The sequence below is a fragment of the Rhizobium sp. BK289 genome, from assembly GCF_014193575.1.
In the GTDB taxonomy this organism is placed as follows: domain Bacteria; phylum Pseudomonadota; class Alphaproteobacteria; order Rhizobiales; family Rhizobiaceae; genus Rhizobium; species Rhizobium tropici_C.
In genome coordinates, this window is the sequence record NZ_JACHZO010000007.1 from 53,587 (window position 1) to 70,207 (window position 16,621).

A 16,621-nucleotide genomic window follows, 5' to 3' on the forward strand; every position below is an offset into this window, starting at 1 on the left:
GAAAAAGCCGCACCCTGCGATGCGGCTTCCATGTCGATGGGGTTCGAACAACGCCGATTATTGAACCGGCTGCTCCATGCCCTCAGTCGTATTGAGCGCCAACTGGGAGTTGCCGTCGAGATTATAGATATCGTCGCGGAACTGGACGATGCCGTCGCGGGCGCTCCAGGCGGAGATGTAGACGAAATAGACCGGTACTTCCGACGCCAAGGTGATCGGCGTGTTGACGCGGCTGGAGATGACCTGCTCGATGTGCTGACGCGGCCAGCCCGGGGTTACGGCGAGCAGCCAGGTCGCGAGGTCGCGCACGTTCTGAACGCGCACGCAGCCCGAGCTGTCGAAACGCATCAGCTTGTTGAACAGGCCCTGCTCAGGCGTGTCGTGCATGTATTCGTTGTTGGGATTATGGAAGTTGATCTTCGTGGACGCCATGGCATTCGTCTTGCCCGGATCCTGACGGAACATCAGGTCCGGCGCCTTGTCCGAATTCCAGTCGATCGTCTCGGGTGCTACTTCCTGGCCCTTGCCGTCGATAAGGCGAATGTTGTTCTTCGTCAGGTAGGTCGGGTCCTTGCGCATCAAGGGCACGATGTCCTTGATGACGATGGAACGCGGCGCCGTCCAGTACGGGTTGAGGATGACCTCGTAGATCTTTGAATTGATGATATGCGTCGGCCGCGATTCCCGACCGACGATCGCCTGGTGGCGCAGCGCGACCTGACCATCCTCGACGGCTTCGACACGTGTCGCCGGAATGTTGACCATGACGTGACGACGGCCGAGATCGGACGGGAACGTCTGGAGACGAACAAGATTGGTGTTCAACTGCTGCAGGCGGACATTGGCGGGGATGTTCATCGCCTTCAGCGTGAAATCACCCAGGACGCCATCCGCCGGCAGGCCGTGACGGGCCTGGAAACGCTTGACCGCGCCGTCGACATAGGAGTCGAAGGCAGAGGACATACCAGCCTCACGCGGCAGGTCGCCTGTGATCATCAAATGCTGGCGCAGCGACTGTACGGCCGGATCGGTCACACCGAGCTGCAGCGGCTGCTGGCTTGTCGGATTGATCTGCGGCCATCCGCCGTTGGCGGCAATGCTCTGATATTGCGCGATCGCCTGCTGAATATTCGATACGGAATCTGGCCCAAGGATTGGCGCATTCGACTGGACGGCGGCGGCGGTGCGCGCCGCAGCCTTCGCGTCGAATTGGTCGTCCCAATTGCCACGCGAGCGGTCGTTGATCAACGCCTCAAGCGGAGTTGCGTTTTGTGCAAGGGCCGGAGCGGCCAATGCGGCAGCGCCAAGAGTTGCAGCCGACCGCAGGAAAGAGCGGCGCGAAAAGGGTTCCATTCCGTTTTTCTTCGACATGTCCTAACCGTTCAACGCTGCGATCCAAATCATGCGCAGCCAAGAGAGGAAGCAGTAAATAGCGCAAGCTCGCGCCAAGTAACGCCGCTCAGTATCAATCAGCGCCCTTAAAGCACCACCAAAAACTTCGCCACGAACTATCACAATATTGCGAAGCGAAGACCTTTGGGCCATAAGATCGATTTCGAAAGCGCTGCTTGCCGTCCGTTTCCGCTGTCATAGCAATATGGCCAATTCGTGTCGTTCGGCATGGAACTTGCCTTGCCGCGCGACGCGGAAATAAAAGCCATGTTGCAATTGCTAAAATACCACAGCTGCGCGTGGTTCATAGCGTGTCTTGAACCGGCGTCAATGGCGCATGCGTCCTGCGGATTGGATATGACACAAGGCAAGGAGCGGACGTGGCAAAAACCGCACAATTATAGCGCCACAACGCATTCAAGCCGGACACGGGCAGCCGGACACGCAGGGCAAGCCGGACACGCAGGGAACGTGTCCAGCTTGTATTTACTGGAAGGTCTTATGATCGATCGGTACCGCTACTTACATGCGGTAAGCGATGCTATCGTTCCAGAAGCGGTCGAGGCGCTGCAGGAGCTTGTTCATCTGGGTGAATTCGTCGGTGCCGATGCCGCCGACCTTGTCGATAGAGCCGATGTGGCGCTCATAGAGCTTGGCAACGGTTTCGGCGATCTCCTGGCCGGTTTCCGTCAGGCTGATGCGGACCGAGCGACGGTCGATGCGCGAGCGCTGATGGTTGATGAAGCCGAGGTCGACCAGCTTCTTGACGTTGTAGGAGACGTTGGAGCCGAGGTAGAAACCGCGCGAGCGCAGTTCACCGGCCGTCAGCTCGGAATTGCCGATATTGAAAAGGAGCAGCGCCTGGACGGCGTTGACGTCGTCGCGACCCTGACGGTCGAACTCGTCCTTGATAACATCAAGCAGGCGGCGGTGCAGACGCTCGACTAGGTGAAGGGATTCCATGTAAAGAGCCCGGATGTCGTCAACCTGCTGATCCCGAGCGTTTGCAACTGCCTGCGGCTTGATTTTCGTGTTCATCATGACTTGGCCTCACTCTGTTTTGTTTGGCGGTGTCGTTTTCTTCCCGCCTTGAGTGAGACCCTATCGAATACACATAAAATTCTACTTAAACTGCAGGCTTAACAGCATCTTACCAGGAAGTGTTGCTGTCTCAGGGTAAATCAACCATTACCTGCTGGCGACGACGCCGGCGTTTCTCCTGCCACAACAGGACGCGGAAAGCGCAATAAATCACCGCGACACAGGCATGCAAGATCATGATCAGCGGATTGGATCCGAATATCTCCGGCCAGACGCCGTACATCAGCCCCTGCCCGCCTGCGGCCAGCACCCACATGACCGGCCCCCAGGAGACGGTGAGCCACAATCCGAGCGCGGCAACGGGAAAGACGACGGCAAGACCGGCACCTGCGACCTTCCACGGCAGGGCCAGCAGATCGAAGCGGGCATGACCGTCCAGCGAATAGCCGACCAGCATCGCCCAGTATTGCAGGCCGAGCCAGAAACAGGCGATCGCGATCAGCCGCAGGAACAGCACGAACAGGATGCCCGTCAGCGTATTCTTGGGTACGGTCGAAGAATCAGGTTCCATGCGCGAACAATACGTAGGAGGCATCGGCCTCGCCAGAATATAATGGCTGCGGCCTTTCGCCTGGTTTTGAATCCTGGGGACAGCGTGATAGGTACGCGGCCTATACAGAGTGCCATAAATAGACGAAGAAGGATGGCGGCATCATGGAGAACAAGACGCATCTCGTTGACGAGATCACCGGGCATCGCCGCATGCGACGCAACCGCAAGGCCGACTGGACGCGCCGCCTGGTGCAGGAGAACCGGCTGACGGTCGACGATCTGATCTGGCCGATCTTCGTGATCCCGGGCACCGGCATCGCCGAGCCGATCCCGGCCATGCCCGGCGTCAACCGCATGACGGTGGACAAGGCCGTGGAAGCGGCCAAGGAAGCGGCCGATCTCGGCATTCCCGCGCTCGCCACATTCCCGAACATCGAAATGGAGCTGCGCGACGAGACCGGCTCCAACAGCCTCGAGAAGAACAATCTTATCAATCTTGCCACTGCCGCCATCAAAAAGGCCGTGCCTGGCATCGGCGTCATAACCGACGTAGCGCTCGACCCCTTCACCAGCCACGGGCATGACGGCATCCTGCGCGGCAACGAGATCGTCAATGACGAGACGGTCGAACAGGTGGCGCGTGCCGCGGTCTACCAAGCGGATGCCGGAGCAGACATCATCGCGCCTTCGGAAATGATGGACGGCCGCATCGGCGCGATCCGCCAGGCGCTCGATGCCGCAGGCCACCAGAGCGTCGGCATCATGAGCTATGCGACGAAATTCAGCTCTGCCTTCTATGGCCCTTACCGCGAGGCGATTTCGACCGGCGGCCTGCTGAAGGGCGATAAAAAGACCTATTACATCGATCCGGCCAACGGCACCGAGGCGGTGCGCGATGCCGCGCTCGATGTCGAGGAAGGCGCCGACATGCTGATGGTCAAGCCCGGCCTGCCCTATCTCGATATCTGCTGGCGGCTGAAGGAGGCGTTCGGTCTTCCGACCTTCGCCTATCAGGTCTCCGGCGAATACGCGATGATCAAGGCAGCCGCCGCCAACGGCTGGATCGACGGCGAGAGAGTGATGCTCGAAACCCTGCTCGCCTTCAAGCGCGCCGGCTGCGACGGTATCCTCACCTATTTCGCCGTGGATGTCGCCAAGCATCTCGCGCGAAAATAGCGCCGTACCATTCGCTTATTGTATTTGCCGGACCTGATACCATATGTTCGGCAAATGTTTCCCCAAGGAGGAAAGCAATGAGCCTGAACCCCAGCCCGCTCTATGCAGCACCGGATGACTGGCGCGCCTATAGTGGCGTGCTGAGCCGGCGCATCTTTGCATTCATCGTCGATTACATCATCGTCGCGCTGCTCTGCATTCCGGCTGCCGTCGTGCTGTTTTTCGTTTCGATCCTGACGCTGGGGCTTGGCTTCATCCTCTACCCCGCCCTCTTCGTCATCGTAGCCGGTTTGTATTTCGGCTGGACGCTCGGCGGCCCCTACCAGGCTTCGCTCGGCATGCGCGCCATGGGCCTTACCATGGTCCGCGTCGACGGACGCCGAATGGATTTCCTGACGGCGATCGTCCATCTGGCACTGTTCTGGATCCTGAACTCCGTCTTGACGCCGCTGATCCTGCTGGTAGGCCTGTTTACCGATCGCAGTCGGCTGGTGCACGACCTGCTGCTCGGCACGGTCATCGCCCGCACGGCCTGAAACACGCACGTCGCGATGTCAAATAGACGATCCCTCGCGGGGTAAAACCACCCGCGAGGTGGGATCCGAGTGCATCATGAATTAGGAAACTTCGATCTTTAGCGAAGGACGTAGTTGACGTTTTCTAAACTTGAGCCATGCTTGTAAAAAACAGGTGCCGAACGAAAGGGCAATCAACGGCAGATGAACACGCAGTCGACGCCTTCTCCGCAGTTTTATCTGACGGCACCGGCCTCCTGCCCGTACCTGCCGAACGAGATGGAGCGCAAGGTCTTCACGCATCTCGTCGGCCCGCGCGCGGCCGAGATGAACGATATCCTCACCCAGGGCGGCTTCCGGCGCTCGCAGAACATCGCCTATCGGCCTGCCTGCGAGGCCTGCCGCGCCTGCGTGTCGGTCCGCATCCTTGCCCAGGAATTCGAGCCCACCCGCTCGATGCGGCGCATTCTGGCCGCCAATAGCGACGTCATCGCCACCGAATTTCCCGCGCAGCCTTCGAGCGAGCAATATTCGCTCTTCCGCCGCTATCTCGACTATCGGCACCAGCACGGCGGCATGTCCGACATGACGGTGCTCGACTATGCGATCATGGTCGAGGATACGCACGTGAATACGCGCATCATCGAATATCGCCGCCGCGAGGAAGGCTCGGGGCTGGAACAGCGCCCGAAAGGCGAATTGCTGGCGGCGGCTCTCACCGACGTCATGAGCGACGGGCTGTCGATGGTCTATTCCTACTTCAATCCCGACCTCGACGCACGATCGCTCGGCACCTTCATGATCCTCGATCATATCAAGCGGACGAAGGCGCTCGGCTTGCCGCATATTTACCTCGGCTATTGGGTCAAAGGCTCGCGCAAGATGGACTATAAGACGCGCTTTCAGCCCCAGGAGCATCTGACCCCGCGCGGCTGGGAGCGTTTCGATCCCGCAGCCGACGGCGATAAAGATAACCTGCGCTGAATGTTTCCCCGTCTTTCGGATCATCAAAAGGGCCTGCTGCTGGCGACGCTTGGCGGGCTCGTGTTATCGATGGATATACCGCTGATTCGGCTTTCCAGCGGTGAGGTCTGGTCGGTGCTGTCAGCGCGCAGCCTTGCGACCATCGTCGTGGCGCTTGCCGCACTTTTCGTTATCCGCCGTGTTAAGGGGTCGCTGCGGGGCGTGCTGCCAGGCTGGCTCGGACTTCCCGTCGGCTTCTTCTACGGGCTGACGACCATCGCTTTTCTCCTTGCCGTCTATTACACGACGGCGGCGAATGTGGTGTTCATCATCGCGCTGAACCCGATGTTCACCGCGCTTCTCTCCTGGATCTTCCTCAAAGAGCGCCCCGCCCTTTCCACCTTCATGACCATGGCGGTCATGATCCTCGGGGTCGGGCTCATCGTTGGTGACGGCATGGAGGGTGGGCATATGCTTGGCGATGCACTTTCGGTGCTCGCATCGTTTTCCATCGCCTGCGCCATCACTATCAGCCGTGCCTCCGGCCGGGATATGGGCTTCGCTTCCTTGCTGGCCGCCGTCATCCCGGCTGCCGTCGGGCTCTATCACATTGCGCCCTCCGGTTTTTCCGTCGAACATCCCGGCTGGATCCTCTTCGACGGTGCCGTGCTGATGCCGCTTTCCTTCTGGTGCCTTGCGACAGGCACGCGTTTTCTCTCCGCGCCGGAAGTAGCCATGTTCTATCTGCTGGAAACGATCCTCGCGCCGATCTGGGTCTGGCTGATCTTCCTTGAGGCGCCGACGAACATGACACTCGCCGGCGGCGCCATCCTGATCCTGGCGCTTGCTGCTCATTCGCTCTGGCAGGCGCGGGTCAAGGCGAGAGCGGCGTTAGCGGCACAGGGTCTTGCGCATTGAAACAACAGCCGCCCGATGTTATAACCAGGTTATTACATTGGAGCTGAACCCATGAACGTTACCATCCGCAAGATCGGCAATTCCGAAGGTGTGATTATTCCGAAGGAAATCCTTCACAGACTCGGCTTGAAGAATGGCGATGCATTGGAAATACGCGAAATAAACGGCAACATCGAGTTGGTTCCGGAGCGCGCCGATCTCGCCGAACAACTGCGGGCTGCGCGGCTTGGCATGCAGAAATATCGTGCCGCTCTGCGTGAACTTGCAAAATGACCGAATACAAATGGCTCTCCCGCGAAGCCATCGAGATCATGCACGAGGAACAACTCGCCGAGCATGGTGGCTTGCCCAGTTTGAAGGATGAAAATGCTTTGGAAGCGGCGTTGGCCCGTCCGCTCCACAAGGCTGCATATGGCGAAAATGACGTATTCGCTCTGGCCGCCGCCTATCTTTATGGCCTGGTGCGGAACCATCCTTTTTCCGACGGGAACAAAAGAACTGGTTACCTGGCGGCGTTCACATTTCTCTACATCAATGGCTATTTGATCGAGGCAGACGATGGGATGATCGTTGCATTCGTACTAGGTGTCGCAGCCGGAGAAATCGATGAAATCGGCGCCACGCACTTCTTCAAAGACTTCTGTATTCCGCTCGCCGGGTGACGGGCTGCCGTATCAGTCACCCCGGCCCTTCGCTAGGGCTCAGGGCGTTCGTCGCTGCAATCGACCCAACGGGCCGATTGCTCGGACCTAGGTCCATCGATTCTCACCCAGAAAACCGGCCACTTCTGGGGAAGCCCTTTGGGACGGCACGGCCGGCGCCGGCGCGGTCGCCCAACCATTCCACCAATTCGTCCTTGTTTTTGGTGAAGGTGCGGCCGGCACTGTCTTCCCAGGTCAGGCCATCGGCAATCGCGAAGCACCTGATATCGGCGACGCCGCCATCCTTGTATTTCTGAAGGCGCACGCCCTTGCCGCGTGACATTTCCGGCACCTGCGAAAGCGGGAAGATAAGCATCTTGCGGTTCTCGCCAACCACGGCAACGTGATCGCCGGATATCGGGACGAGAAGCTTGGTCTCGTCGGGATAGGAGACATTCATGATCTGCTTGCCCTTGCGGGTATTGGCGACCAGTTCCGCCTCGGCAACGATGAAGCCGTTGCCCGCAGTCGATGAGATCATCTGTTTGCGCTGGGGATCGTGGACGAAGGCGGTCAGCACGTCCTGATCGTTTTCCATGTCGATCATGATGCGCAGCGGCTCGCCGTGGCCACGGCCGCCGGGCAGCTTGTCGCCACCGAGCGTATAGGCCTTGCCGCCGGTCGTAACGATCAGAATCTTGTCCGTCGTCTGCGCCGGGAAGGCAACCTTCAGTCCGTCGCCCTCCTTGAAAGTCAGCGACGAGGTATCGGAAATATGACCCTTGAGGGCACGGATCCAGCCTTTTTCCGAGACAACGACGGTGATCGGCTCCTTCTCGATCATCGCCTGCTGAATGGCGGCATCGTCGGCCTCCGGCGCCTCGGCAAACTGGGTACGGCGGCGGCCAATATCGGTCGCCTTGGCGAATTTCTTCTTCACCTCGCCGATTTCCCAGGAAACCGTCTGCCACTGCTTTTCTTCCGAATCCAGCAATGCCTCGATGTCGGCCTTCTCCTTGGTCAGGCCGTCGAATTCCTTGCGAATCTCGAACTCTTCCAGCTTGCGCAAGGAGCGCAGCCGCATATTGAGGATCGCCTCGACCTGATTATCCGTGAGGCCGAAGCGCTCCATCATCACGGGCTTCGGCTCATCCTCCTCACGGATGATGGCGATGACCTCATCGATGTTGAGATAGGCGACGAGCAAGCCGCCGAGGATTTCGAGGCGCTTTTCAATTGCCGCCAGACGGAAGCGCGAACGGCGCAGCAGGACTTCGCGGCGATGATCCAGCCATTCCCTCAGCACCTCGTTCAGGGCCATGACCCTGGGGATACGTCCCATGGACAGGACGTTCATGTTGAGAGGGAAACGACTTTCCAGCTCAGTCAGCTTGAACATCGATTCCATTAGGATGGTCGCGTCGACCGTACGGCTCTTCGGCACGAGAACGACACGGATATCCTCGGCGGACTCGTCGCGGACATCCTCGAGCAGCGGCAGCTTGCGCGCCAGTAGCAGTTCGGCGATCTTTTCGATCAGCCGTGACTTCTGCACCTGGAACGGAATCTCCGTGATAACGATCTGGTAGCCGCCGCGACCGAGATCCTCGATCTCCCATTTGGAGCGGACACGAAAGCCGCCGCGACCGGTCTTGTAGCTTTCGATAATGCTCTGGCGATCATCGATGATGATGCCGCCGGTCGGGAAATCCGGGCCTGGAATATACAGTTCCACCAGCTTCTCGACCGTCGCATCGCGATCCTTGATCAGATGCAGCGCCGCGTCGCAGATCTCGTGGACGTTATGCGGCGGGATTGATGTTGCCATGCCGACGGCAATGCCCGAGGAACCGTTAGCGAGCAGATTGGGGAACGCGCCCGGCAGGACGACCGGCTCGGAATTCGACTCGTCGTAGGTATCGCGGAAATCGACCGCGTCCTGATCGATCCCTTCGAGCAGCAGTTCGGAAACCGCCGTCATCTTGGATTCGGTATAACGCATCGCGGCCGGGCTATCGCCGTCGATATTGCCGAAATTGCCCTGGCCGTTGACCAGCGTGTAGCGCTGCGAGAAATCCTGAGCGAGACGCGCCAGCGCGTCATAGATCGACTGGTCGCCATGCGGGTGATAGTTACCCATCACCTCGCCGACGATCTTCGCGCATTTGCGGAAGGCTGAGTTCGGGCGGAGCCCCATCTCGCTCATCGCATAGACGATGCGGCGATGCACCGGCTTCAGCCCGTCGCGGACGTCGGGAAGCGCGCGTTGCGTAATGGTCGACAGAGCATAGGCCAGATAGCGCTCTTCGAGCGCGGCCTTCAGGTCGACCGGAACGATGTTGTCGTCGCCGTCACCGGGCGGCGGTGTCAGATTTTTTCCCATGGTCCTTGACTATCGGAGATGGCGATTCCCGGCAAGAAATCAGCGGAAAGCACCTGTGGATGAAGGCATTTCGGCCATTCTGCGAGATGGCCACCGATGCATTTTTGCTGCACTGGGACGCTACATTCATTGTCATTGGATTTTCAAAGAAAGATCAATATAAGTCGGCGCAGTACACGCGCAATCTGTACACCCCCGCCGATACCACCGGCTCAACGAGGAAACGCCATAATGACTTTCTATCGGACCACGCGGCTGATGCTCTGCAGCGCTGCCATCCTGTCTTTCGCAAGCTCGGCTTTTGCCCTCGACGGCAACGACTTGCTGAAGAAGATCAACGACATCTACGGCCAGCAGGGCGCTTCGATTGCAGCTGGGGGTATCGATATCGACGGCAGCACCGTGACGCTGAAGGGGGCAAGCTTCAAGACGGCCGACATGGGCGAGGCCATCCCGCTTGGCGACATCACCCTGGATGGCGTCGAAGAAAGCAATGGTGGCTACACGATCGACGAAATCGACTTCGCGGATGTCGATTTCAAAAAGGATGGCACAGCCGTTTCCGCCAGCGATCTCAAGCTGAGCGGCGTCGAAATCCCGGCTGATGCCACCAAGGGCGATCTCGGCTCGCTGCTCTATTACAAGAGCGCCCATGCCGGTGAAATCTCCGTCAGCAAAGACGGCGCAGAAGTGTTCTCGATCGAGGACGCCGACGCAACGATGAACAAGCGAGACGACAAGTCGGGCCTCGACTTCGACGCAAAGATCAATGGCATCAAAGCCGATCTCAGCAAGGTCGATGACCAGAAGTCCAAGGAAGCGATCGAAGCGCTCAAGCTGCAGCAGATCGATGGGACGATCGCGATGAAGGGCAGCTGGGAGATCGGTCCCGGCACGATCGACATCAGCGAATATTCCTTCGACTTCAAGGATATCGGCAAGCTGAACCTCGCCTTCAGCATTTCCGGCTATACGCCTGCTTTTGCCAAGTCGCTGCAGGAAGCGCTCAAAACGGTTCGCTCCAATCCGAACCAGCAGGAAGCGCAACAGTCGGCCGGCCTTGCCATGCTGGGCCTCCTCCAGCAGCTGACCTTCAACAGCGCCCAGATCCGTTTCGACGATGCTTCGATCACCGCGCGCGCGCTCGATTTCGCCGGCAAGCAGCAGGGCGTCACCGGCAAGCAGCTCGCCGATACGCTGAAGGCGATGACGCCGATCATGATGGCGCAGCTCAACATTCCGGAACTGCAGAACGCTGTTTCGTCCGCCGTCAACGCCTATCTCGACAATCCGAAAAGCCTGACCGTCACCGCCGCCCCCGGCAAGCCGGTGCCGGTGCCGATGATCATCGGCGCCGCCATGGGCGCACCGACGACGATCCCGCAGGTGATCGGTCTCAAGGTTTCCTCGAACGACTGAGCAGCCGTTCGCTTGCGATGCTATTCAGAAACCCGGCGATTTCGGTCGCCGGGTTTTTCTTTGCGAGTTAAGTTTCCTGCCTCGGCTGATACGTCTTCAGTTCGCTGAGCGCATGGGACGACAAGGCAAGCAGTTCCTCCGTCGTCGCACCGTCGCGCGCCTGGACGGACATGCCCTGCACGATCGCGCCGAGAAAGCGAGCGAGCGAGCGAGCATCGACATCCGGCCGCATATCACCTTCCGCAATACCACGCTCGATCCGTGCGGCGAAGATATCCAGCGTCTGCAGGCGCATCGATGCGACATGATGGGCGATCGGCTCGTTCTCCTCGGCGCAGTTCAGGACCGCCGTCGATATCATGCAGCCTTTCGGATGTTCCGGCGCAGTGAAGATCTTGGCGGAATTCGTCAGAAAGCGCTCGAAGGCGGTCACCGTATCCAGTTTGTCCTGAAAGGGGTTGCCGGGCTCCGGCCGGGGCATGCGCCGGTATTGATCGAGCGTCTCGCGATAGAGCTCGGCCTTCGAACCGAAGGCCGCGTAGAGGCTTTGCGGCGTGATGCCCATGGCCGCCGTCAGATCGGCAATGGAGGAACCGTCATAGCCATGCTTCCAGAAAGTATCCCGCGCGGCGGCGAGAACCGTTTCCCGATCGAAAGCGGGCGGACGCCCACGCTTGCGTGGTGAAGAATTTTCCATCTCTTCCTTATTTTTCACAATGGTCACTCTAGAATTATTTCCCGATCTGGTTTATTCAGGAATGGTCATTGTGATTATAGAAGGTTTTGCTCCATGAGTCTTCCCCTGGAAAATTCCGCGCTTGCGAGCGGCGGCAGCCTTACAGAAGGCGTCGACATCGCAGTTGATTCCGCCTTGTCGGACAAGAGGCTGGTCGGAGTGGTGGTCCTCATCGCCCGCGATGGAGAACTGGTCTACGCCCGCGCGGCCGGTCTGGCGGATCGGGAAAACAAGGTGGCCATGCGGGAAGATGCCATCTTCCGCCTCGCCTCCGTCACCAAGCCGATCGTCGCCATCACGGCCATGCGGCTTGTCGAACAGGGCCGCATCGGGCTCGACGATCCGATCACCAAATGGCTGCCGGATTTCCGGCCAAGGCTGCCGGATGGCGGTGAAGCCGTGATCCGTATCCAGCATCTTCTTACGCACACCTCCGGGCTGATCTACACATTTGCGGAGCAACAGGACGGCCCGTATCATCGTGCCGGTGTATCCGACGGCCTAGACATACCGGGACGATCGCTGGACGACAATCTCAAGCGTATCGCCGGCGCCCCCCTTGCCTTCGCTCCCGGCGATGGCTGGCATTATTCGCTGGCGATGGATGTCCTTGGCGGCGTCATCGAGAAGGAAACCGGCGTTTCTCTCGGCGATGCGGCTACGGAGCTAGTCATGAAGCCGCTCGGTCTCTCCGACACGGCCTTTTCCGTCCGCGACCGCAACCGACTGGCTGCCGCCTATGTGGATGGCAACCCCGAACCGCAACGCATGGGAGACGAGGCGCTCGTTCCGATCTTCGACGGCACGATCCGCTTTGCACCCGATAGGATATTCGATCCCACTTCCTACCACTCCGGCGGCGCCGGTATGGCCGGAACGGCAAGCGACATCCTTGCAATTCTGGAAACGATCAGAAAGGGCGGAGCTCCGCTGTTGTCGGCCGATACGGTGAAGACCATGATGACCGATCAGGCGGGCGGGCATATGCAGGCGCAGCAGGCCGGCTTCGGTTTCGGCTACGGCTGGTCCGTCGTCCTCGATCCCGTGGTCGCTCAAGTCCCCTTCTCGGCTGGCACGATCAAATGGGGTGGCGTCTATGGGCACAGCTGGTTCGTCGACCCCAAGGAAAGGTTGACTGTCGTGGCGCTCACCAACACGACGCTCGAAGGCATGTGGGGTCAGTTCACCATGGATCTGGCGAAAGCGGTCTATGCCGCGATCTAGCTGATGCCAGCAGGCAAACAAAAACCCGGCGATTTCGGTCGCCGGGTTTTGCATTTTGTCAAACCTTGGAGGACTTAGTCCTTCTTCACCGGCGGTACCGGGCGGATCGCCAATTCGCGCAGCTGCGTCGGCGTGGCGGCCGAAGGAGCGCCCATGAGCAGATCCTGCGCCTGCTGGTTCATCGGGAAGAGCGAGATCTCGCGCAGGTTCTTGGCTCCGACCAGCAGCATGACAATGCGGTCGATACCGAAGGCAGCGCCACCGTGCGGAGGCGCACCATACTGGAAGGCGCGGTAGAGACCGCCGAAGCGCTCTTCGACGTCGGCCTGGCTGAGACCGACCTTTTCGAAGGCGGCGACCATCGTCTCCGGCGACTGGTTACGGATCGAGCCGGATGCGATTTCGAAGCCGTTGCAGACGGCGTCGTACTGGAACGCCTTGATCGTAAGGGGATCCTGGGTCTGCAGTGCCTCAAGGCCGCCCTGCGGCATCGAGAACGGGTTGTGGGCGAAATCGACCTTCTTTTCTTCCTCGCTCCATTCGAAGAATGGGAAGTCGACGATCCAGCAAAGTTCGAAACGGTCGCGGTCGACCAGGTTCAGCTCCTCACCGGCCCTGGTGCGTGCCTCACCAGCAAACTTGTAGAACTTGGCGGGATCACCAGCAACGAAGAAGCAGGCGTCGCCGTCATCAAGACCGAGCTGGGTGCGGATCGCATCCGTGCGCTCTTCGCCGATGTTCTTGGCGAGCGGGCCGGCACCTTCGAGCTTCTCGCCTTCCTTGCGCCAGAAGATGTAGCCGAGGCCCGGCTGGCCCTGGCTCTGCGCCCAGGCGTTCATGCGGTCGCAGAAAGCACGCGAGCCGCCGGTCTTGGCCGGGATGGCCCAGACTTCGACCTTGGGGTTGGAGGCGATCATGTTTGCGAAGACCTTGAAGCCGGAGCCGGCGAAATGCTCGGTTACCGCTTCCATGACGATCGGGTTGCGCAGGTCAGGCTTGTCGGAGCCGTACTTGCGGATGGCTTCGTCATAGGGAATGCGCGGCCATTCCTTGGTGACCGGCTTGCCTTCGGCAAATTCTTCGAACACCTGGGTCATCAGCGGGCCCATGGTGTTCCAGACGTCTTCCTGCGTGACGAAGCTCATCTCGAGGTCGAGCTGGTAGAATTCACCCGGCAGACGGTCGGCACGCGGGTCTTCATCGCGGAAGCAGGGTGCGATTTGGAAATAGCGGTCGAAGCCGGCAACCATCAGCAGCTGCTTGTACTGCTGCGGCGCCTGGGGCAGCGCGTAGAAGGTGCCGGGGTGGATGCGGCTCGGCACGAGGAAGTCGCGTGCGCCTTCCGGCGACGATGCCGTCAGGATCGGGGTCGTATATTCGGTAAAGCCGACTTCTCCCATGTGGCGGCGCATGGAGGAGATGATCTGCGTGCGCTTGACGATGTTCTTGTGCAACGTCTCGCGGCGAAGGTCGAGGAAGCGATACTTCAGGCGCACGTCTTCCGGATAGTCCGGCTCGCCGAAAACAGGCAGCGGCAGCTCCTTGGCGGCGGAGAGCACTTCGATCTCCTGGGCGTAAAGCTCGATCTCGCCGGTCGGCATGTTCTTGTTGATCGTGTCTTCAGTGCGCGCCTTCACCAGACCGTCGATGCGGATGACCCATTCGCCGCGAACGGTTTCGGCGAGCTTGAAGGCCGGGGAATCAGGGTCGGCAACGACCTGGGTGATGCCGTAGTGATCGCGCAGGTCGATGAACAGCACGCCGCCATGATCTCGGACGCGATGAACCCAGCCGGCAATGCGGACGGTCGAACCGACGTCGGACTTGCGCAGGGCGGCGCATGTGTGGCTGCGATAGCGATGCATAATATTATATCCTGGACTTGGCGGGCGGCGGCGAAAGGACACGCAGACCCCTCGCCCGCCGACGAGAAAATCGGGCGGAAAAGCGCATGGTGCGCCCGATTTGTCAAGGCTCGAACGCCGGAAGTCAGCTTAAAGCTGTTTTCAGTCGCTACCCAAAACAGCATCCGCAAGTGGCCGCTGCGGCGGTTTGGCTACCTCGATGCTATTGCTGAACAGCGAGGTCAACTTTAAACAGGCATCCTTATATCGTCGCCCCGGAGCATGACATGCCGATCCTCACCCGCCGCAATCTCCTGAAAGCTTCAGCCGTTGCCGGAGCCTATGGCGTTGGTTTCGGCATCGCCGGAAGGCTTATGGGCAAGGCGGCCGCAGCCGAGCCGCTCACGCTGAAGACAGCCAGGATCGAAGCCAATCTCACCGATGGCGGCAAGACCAAGAACGTGTTGACCTATGGCGATGCCGGCACGCCGCCGGTCGTGCGCATGAAGAAAGGCGAACCCTTCGCCGCGCGGCTCATCAACGGCATAGACGATCCGACCACCATTCACTGGCATGGCATCCGGCTTCCCAACAATATGGACGGCGTGCCGTTCCTCACCCAGCCTTATATTTATACCGGCGATCATTTCGACTACACCTTTACGCCGCCGGATGCCGGCACATTCTGGTATCACCCGCATTGCAATACGCTGGAACAGATGGGCCATGGCATGACCGGCGTCATCGTCGTCGAAAACCCCAAGGATCCCGCCTTCGATTCGGAAGTGGTGCTCAATCTGCGCGACTGGCGCCTGGGGGGAGACGGCCAGTTCATCGCCCAGTTTCGGCCGCGTGATGCGGCCAAATCCGGCACCTATGGAACGGTCCGGACCGCGAACTGGCAGCAGCAGCCGCAATATGATGCCCCTTCCGGCGGGCTTGTGCGCCTGCGCATTGCGATCACTGACGTCACACGTATCTATTCCTTCCGCATGGACGGCGCGGAGGCGACCGTGATCGCGATCGACGGTAATCCCGTGCCGCAGCGCTTTCCGCTCGATCTTCTGCAGCTCGGACCGGGGCAGCGGCTGGAGCTCGCCGTGCGCATGCCCGACAGCGAAGGTGCGCTCGTCAGGCTCGAGGATATCAAGGGCACCGATCCCAAGGTGCTGGCAACGCTGCGGGCAGTCGGCAGCTCTCTGAAGCGCGATCTCCGCGATCTGGCGCCGCTGGAAGACAATCCCGTGCAGAAGGCCGATCTTGGCGCGGCAACACATATCCCGCTCATTCTCAGCGCCACGGCGGAAAACACCGCCGACAACAGCATCTGCGGTTCGCTCGGCTACAGCTTCTGGGCCATCAACAAGGTGCCGTGGCCGGGCGATACCCCGGACCCCACAGCGCCGCTTGCCGAACTCAAGCTCGGCAAGAGCTATGTCATCGACATGGAAAACGTCACTCCGCACAGCCATCCGATCCATCTGCACGGAATGAGCTTCACGGTTATCTCCTCCTCGACGCGGCAGGTACAGCCATTCGTGTCGGACACCTATCTGATCCAGCCGGATGAAAAGGTTCAGCTCGCCTTCGTTGCCGACAATCCCGGCGATTGGCTGCTGCATTGCCATATCATCGAGCATCAGAAGACGGGCATGACCAGTTACGTGCGTGTGGCATAAGCAGCGGCAAACAGCGCTGGCCCCAGCGGTTTCCACCGAAGCGCCATCCGCTTCCATTAATTTCCGTCAAAAGCGAAATGCGGCAAAGGCTTTGCCCGCGAAAGTATTGACATATCCGGCTGAAAGGAGAAGGAAGTT

General features: G+C 59.7%; 15 protein-coding genes. 9 read left to right on the forward strand and 6 right to left on the reverse strand.

Annotation, left to right across the window (positions count from 1 at the left end; genetic code table 11):
* Nucleotides 1-57: 57 nt before the first annotated feature.
* The 3 genes from FHT84_RS14945 to FHT84_RS14955 all read right to left on the reverse strand — a co-directional run bounded on the left by FHT84_RS14945 (nucleotide 58) and on the right by FHT84_RS14955 (nucleotide 3,004).
* Entirely contained in the window at nucleotides 58-1,371 is a 1,314-nt protein-coding gene (locus FHT84_RS14945) for a L,D-transpeptidase family protein (protein WP_183763166.1), read from the reverse strand.
* A gap of 543 nt (nucleotides 1,372-1,914) precedes the next feature.
* On the reverse strand, nucleotides 1,915-2,430 hold the full coding sequence (locus tag FHT84_RS14950; RefSeq protein ID WP_112344267.1) for a MarR family winged helix-turn-helix transcriptional regulator: 516 nt from the start codon (nucleotides 2,428-2,430) through the stop codon (nucleotides 1,915-1,917).
* A 133-nt stretch (nucleotides 2,431-2,563) separates the two neighbouring features.
* Complete coding sequence (locus FHT84_RS14955) at nucleotides 2,564-3,004, reverse strand: DUF6163 family protein (RefSeq protein ID WP_113250650.1); 441 nt, start codon at nucleotides 3,002-3,004, stop codon at nucleotides 2,564-2,566.
* A gap of 143 nt (nucleotides 3,005-3,147) precedes the next feature.
* Here FHT84_RS14955 and hemB point away from each other — a divergent pair, with 143 nt between their 5' ends.
* From hemB to FHT84_RS14985, 6 genes are all read left to right on the forward strand, one after another.
* Nucleotides 3,148-4,161, forward strand: coding sequence for a porphobilinogen synthase (hemB, locus tag FHT84_RS14960; protein ID WP_112344142.1), 1,014 nt, complete (start codon nucleotides 3,148-3,150; stop codon nucleotides 4,159-4,161).
* A 77-nt stretch (nucleotides 4,162-4,238) separates the two neighbouring features.
* Nucleotides 4,239-4,697 (forward strand): RDD family protein, encoded by a 459-nt coding sequence (locus FHT84_RS14965; protein WP_112344141.1) that lies wholly within the window; start codon nucleotides 4,239-4,241, stop codon nucleotides 4,695-4,697.
* A 183-nt stretch (nucleotides 4,698-4,880) separates the two neighbouring features.
* Nucleotides 4,881-5,660 (forward strand): arginyltransferase, encoded by a 780-nt coding sequence (locus FHT84_RS14970; protein ID WP_112344140.1) that lies wholly within the window; start codon nucleotides 4,881-4,883, stop codon nucleotides 5,658-5,660.
* Nucleotides 5,661-6,557, forward strand: a complete 897-nt coding sequence (locus tag FHT84_RS14975; protein ID WP_113250651.1) for a DMT family transporter — start codon at nucleotides 5,661-5,663, stop codon at nucleotides 6,555-6,557.
* Nucleotides 6,558-6,608: 51 nt separating this feature from the next.
* Nucleotides 6,609-6,830, forward strand: a complete 222-nt coding sequence (locus tag FHT84_RS14980) for an AbrB/MazE/SpoVT family DNA-binding domain-containing protein (protein WP_112344138.1) — start codon at nucleotides 6,609-6,611, stop codon at nucleotides 6,828-6,830.
* Nucleotides 6,827-7,219: a type II toxin-antitoxin system death-on-curing family toxin gene (locus tag FHT84_RS14985; RefSeq protein ID WP_113250652.1), complete on the forward strand. Its 393-nt coding sequence runs from the start codon at nucleotides 6,827-6,829 to the stop codon at nucleotides 7,217-7,219. The genes FHT84_RS14980 and FHT84_RS14985 overlap by 4 nt, the downstream gene beginning before the upstream one ends.
* A gap of 103 nt (nucleotides 7,220-7,322) precedes the next feature.
* On the opposite strand, the gene parC is transcribed toward FHT84_RS14985, so the two are convergent.
* On the reverse strand, nucleotides 7,323-9,581 hold the full coding sequence (gene parC, locus FHT84_RS14990) for a DNA topoisomerase IV subunit A (RefSeq protein WP_113250653.1): 2,259 nt from the start codon (nucleotides 9,579-9,581) through the stop codon (nucleotides 7,323-7,325).
* 231 nt (nucleotides 9,582-9,812) lie between these two features.
* Between parC and FHT84_RS14995 the strand changes: the two genes are divergently transcribed.
* The gene (locus FHT84_RS14995) at nucleotides 9,813-11,000 is read left to right on the forward strand and encodes a hypothetical protein (RefSeq protein WP_113250654.1); all 1,188 of its coding nucleotides are present in this window, start codon (nucleotides 9,813-9,815) and stop codon (nucleotides 10,998-11,000) included.
* Between the two features lie 67 nt (nucleotides 11,001-11,067).
* Here FHT84_RS14995 and FHT84_RS15000 read toward each other — a convergent pair whose 3' ends face one another.
* On the reverse strand, nucleotides 11,068-11,724 hold the full coding sequence (locus FHT84_RS15000) for a TetR/AcrR family transcriptional regulator (RefSeq protein ID WP_181592411.1): 657 nt from the start codon (nucleotides 11,722-11,724) through the stop codon (nucleotides 11,068-11,070).
* 66 nt (nucleotides 11,725-11,790) lie between these two features.
* On the opposite strand from FHT84_RS15000, the gene FHT84_RS15005 reads away from it, so the two are divergent.
* Complete coding sequence (locus tag FHT84_RS15005) at nucleotides 11,791-12,960, forward strand: serine hydrolase domain-containing protein (protein ID WP_113250655.1); 1,170 nt, start codon at nucleotides 11,791-11,793, stop codon at nucleotides 12,958-12,960.
* Nucleotides 12,961-13,034: 74 nt separating this feature from the next.
* Here the strand turns inward: FHT84_RS15005 and aspS are convergent, their stop codons facing one another.
* Nucleotides 13,035-14,825, reverse strand: coding sequence for an aspartate--tRNA ligase (aspS, locus tag FHT84_RS15010; protein ID WP_112344133.1), 1,791 nt, complete (start codon nucleotides 14,823-14,825; stop codon nucleotides 13,035-13,037).
* Nucleotides 14,826-15,091: 266 nt separating this feature from the next.
* On the opposite strand from aspS, the gene FHT84_RS15015 reads away from it, so the two are divergent.
* The gene (locus FHT84_RS15015; RefSeq protein ID WP_113250656.1) at nucleotides 15,092-16,483 is read left to right on the forward strand and encodes a multicopper oxidase family protein; all 1,392 of its coding nucleotides are present in this window, start codon (nucleotides 15,092-15,094) and stop codon (nucleotides 16,481-16,483) included.
* Nucleotides 16,484-16,621 lie beyond the last annotated feature (138 nt).

Bases quoted from the DNA above. Each gene is read 5' to 3' on its own strand.
- FHT84_RS14965 (WP_112344141.1), top strand. From the start codon at position 4,239: ATGAGCCTGAACCCCAGCCCGCTCTATGCAGCACCGGATGACTGGCGC.
- FHT84_RS15005 (WP_113250655.1), top strand. From the start codon at position 11,791: ATGAGTCTTCCCCTGGAAAATTCCGCGCTTGCGAGCGGCGGCAGCCTT.
- aspS (WP_112344133.1), bottom strand. From the start codon at position 14,825: ATGCATCGCTATCGCAGCCACACATGCGCCGCCCTGCGCAAGTCCGAC.
- FHT84_RS14945 (WP_183763166.1), bottom strand. From the start codon at position 1,371: ATGTCGAAGAAAAACGGAATGGAACCCTTTTCGCGCCGCTCTTTCCTG.
- FHT84_RS15015 (WP_113250656.1), top strand. From the start codon at position 15,092: ATGCCGATCCTCACCCGCCGCAATCTCCTGAAAGCTTCAGCCGTTGCC.
- FHT84_RS14950 (WP_112344267.1), bottom strand. From the start codon at position 2,430: ATGAACACGAAAATCAAGCCGCAGGCAGTTGCAAACGCTCGGGATCAG.
- FHT84_RS14980 (WP_112344138.1), top strand. From the start codon at position 6,609: ATGAACGTTACCATCCGCAAGATCGGCAATTCCGAAGGTGTGATTATT.
- FHT84_RS14970 (WP_112344140.1), top strand. From the start codon at position 4,881: ATGAACACGCAGTCGACGCCTTCTCCGCAGTTTTATCTGACGGCACCG.
- FHT84_RS14995 (WP_113250654.1), top strand. From the start codon at position 9,813: ATGACTTTCTATCGGACCACGCGGCTGATGCTCTGCAGCGCTGCCATC.
- FHT84_RS14985 (WP_113250652.1), top strand. From the start codon at position 6,827: ATGACCGAATACAAATGGCTCTCCCGCGAAGCCATCGAGATCATGCAC.
- FHT84_RS14955 (WP_113250650.1), bottom strand. From the start codon at position 3,004: ATGGAACCTGATTCTTCGACCGTACCCAAGAATACGCTGACGGGCATC.
- parC (WP_113250653.1), bottom strand. From the start codon at position 9,581: ATGGGAAAAAATCTGACACCGCCGCCCGGTGACGGCGACGACAACATC.
- FHT84_RS14975 (WP_113250651.1), top strand. From the start codon at position 5,661: ATGTTTCCCCGTCTTTCGGATCATCAAAAGGGCCTGCTGCTGGCGACG.
- hemB (WP_112344142.1), top strand. From the start codon at position 3,148: ATGGAGAACAAGACGCATCTCGTTGACGAGATCACCGGGCATCGCCGC.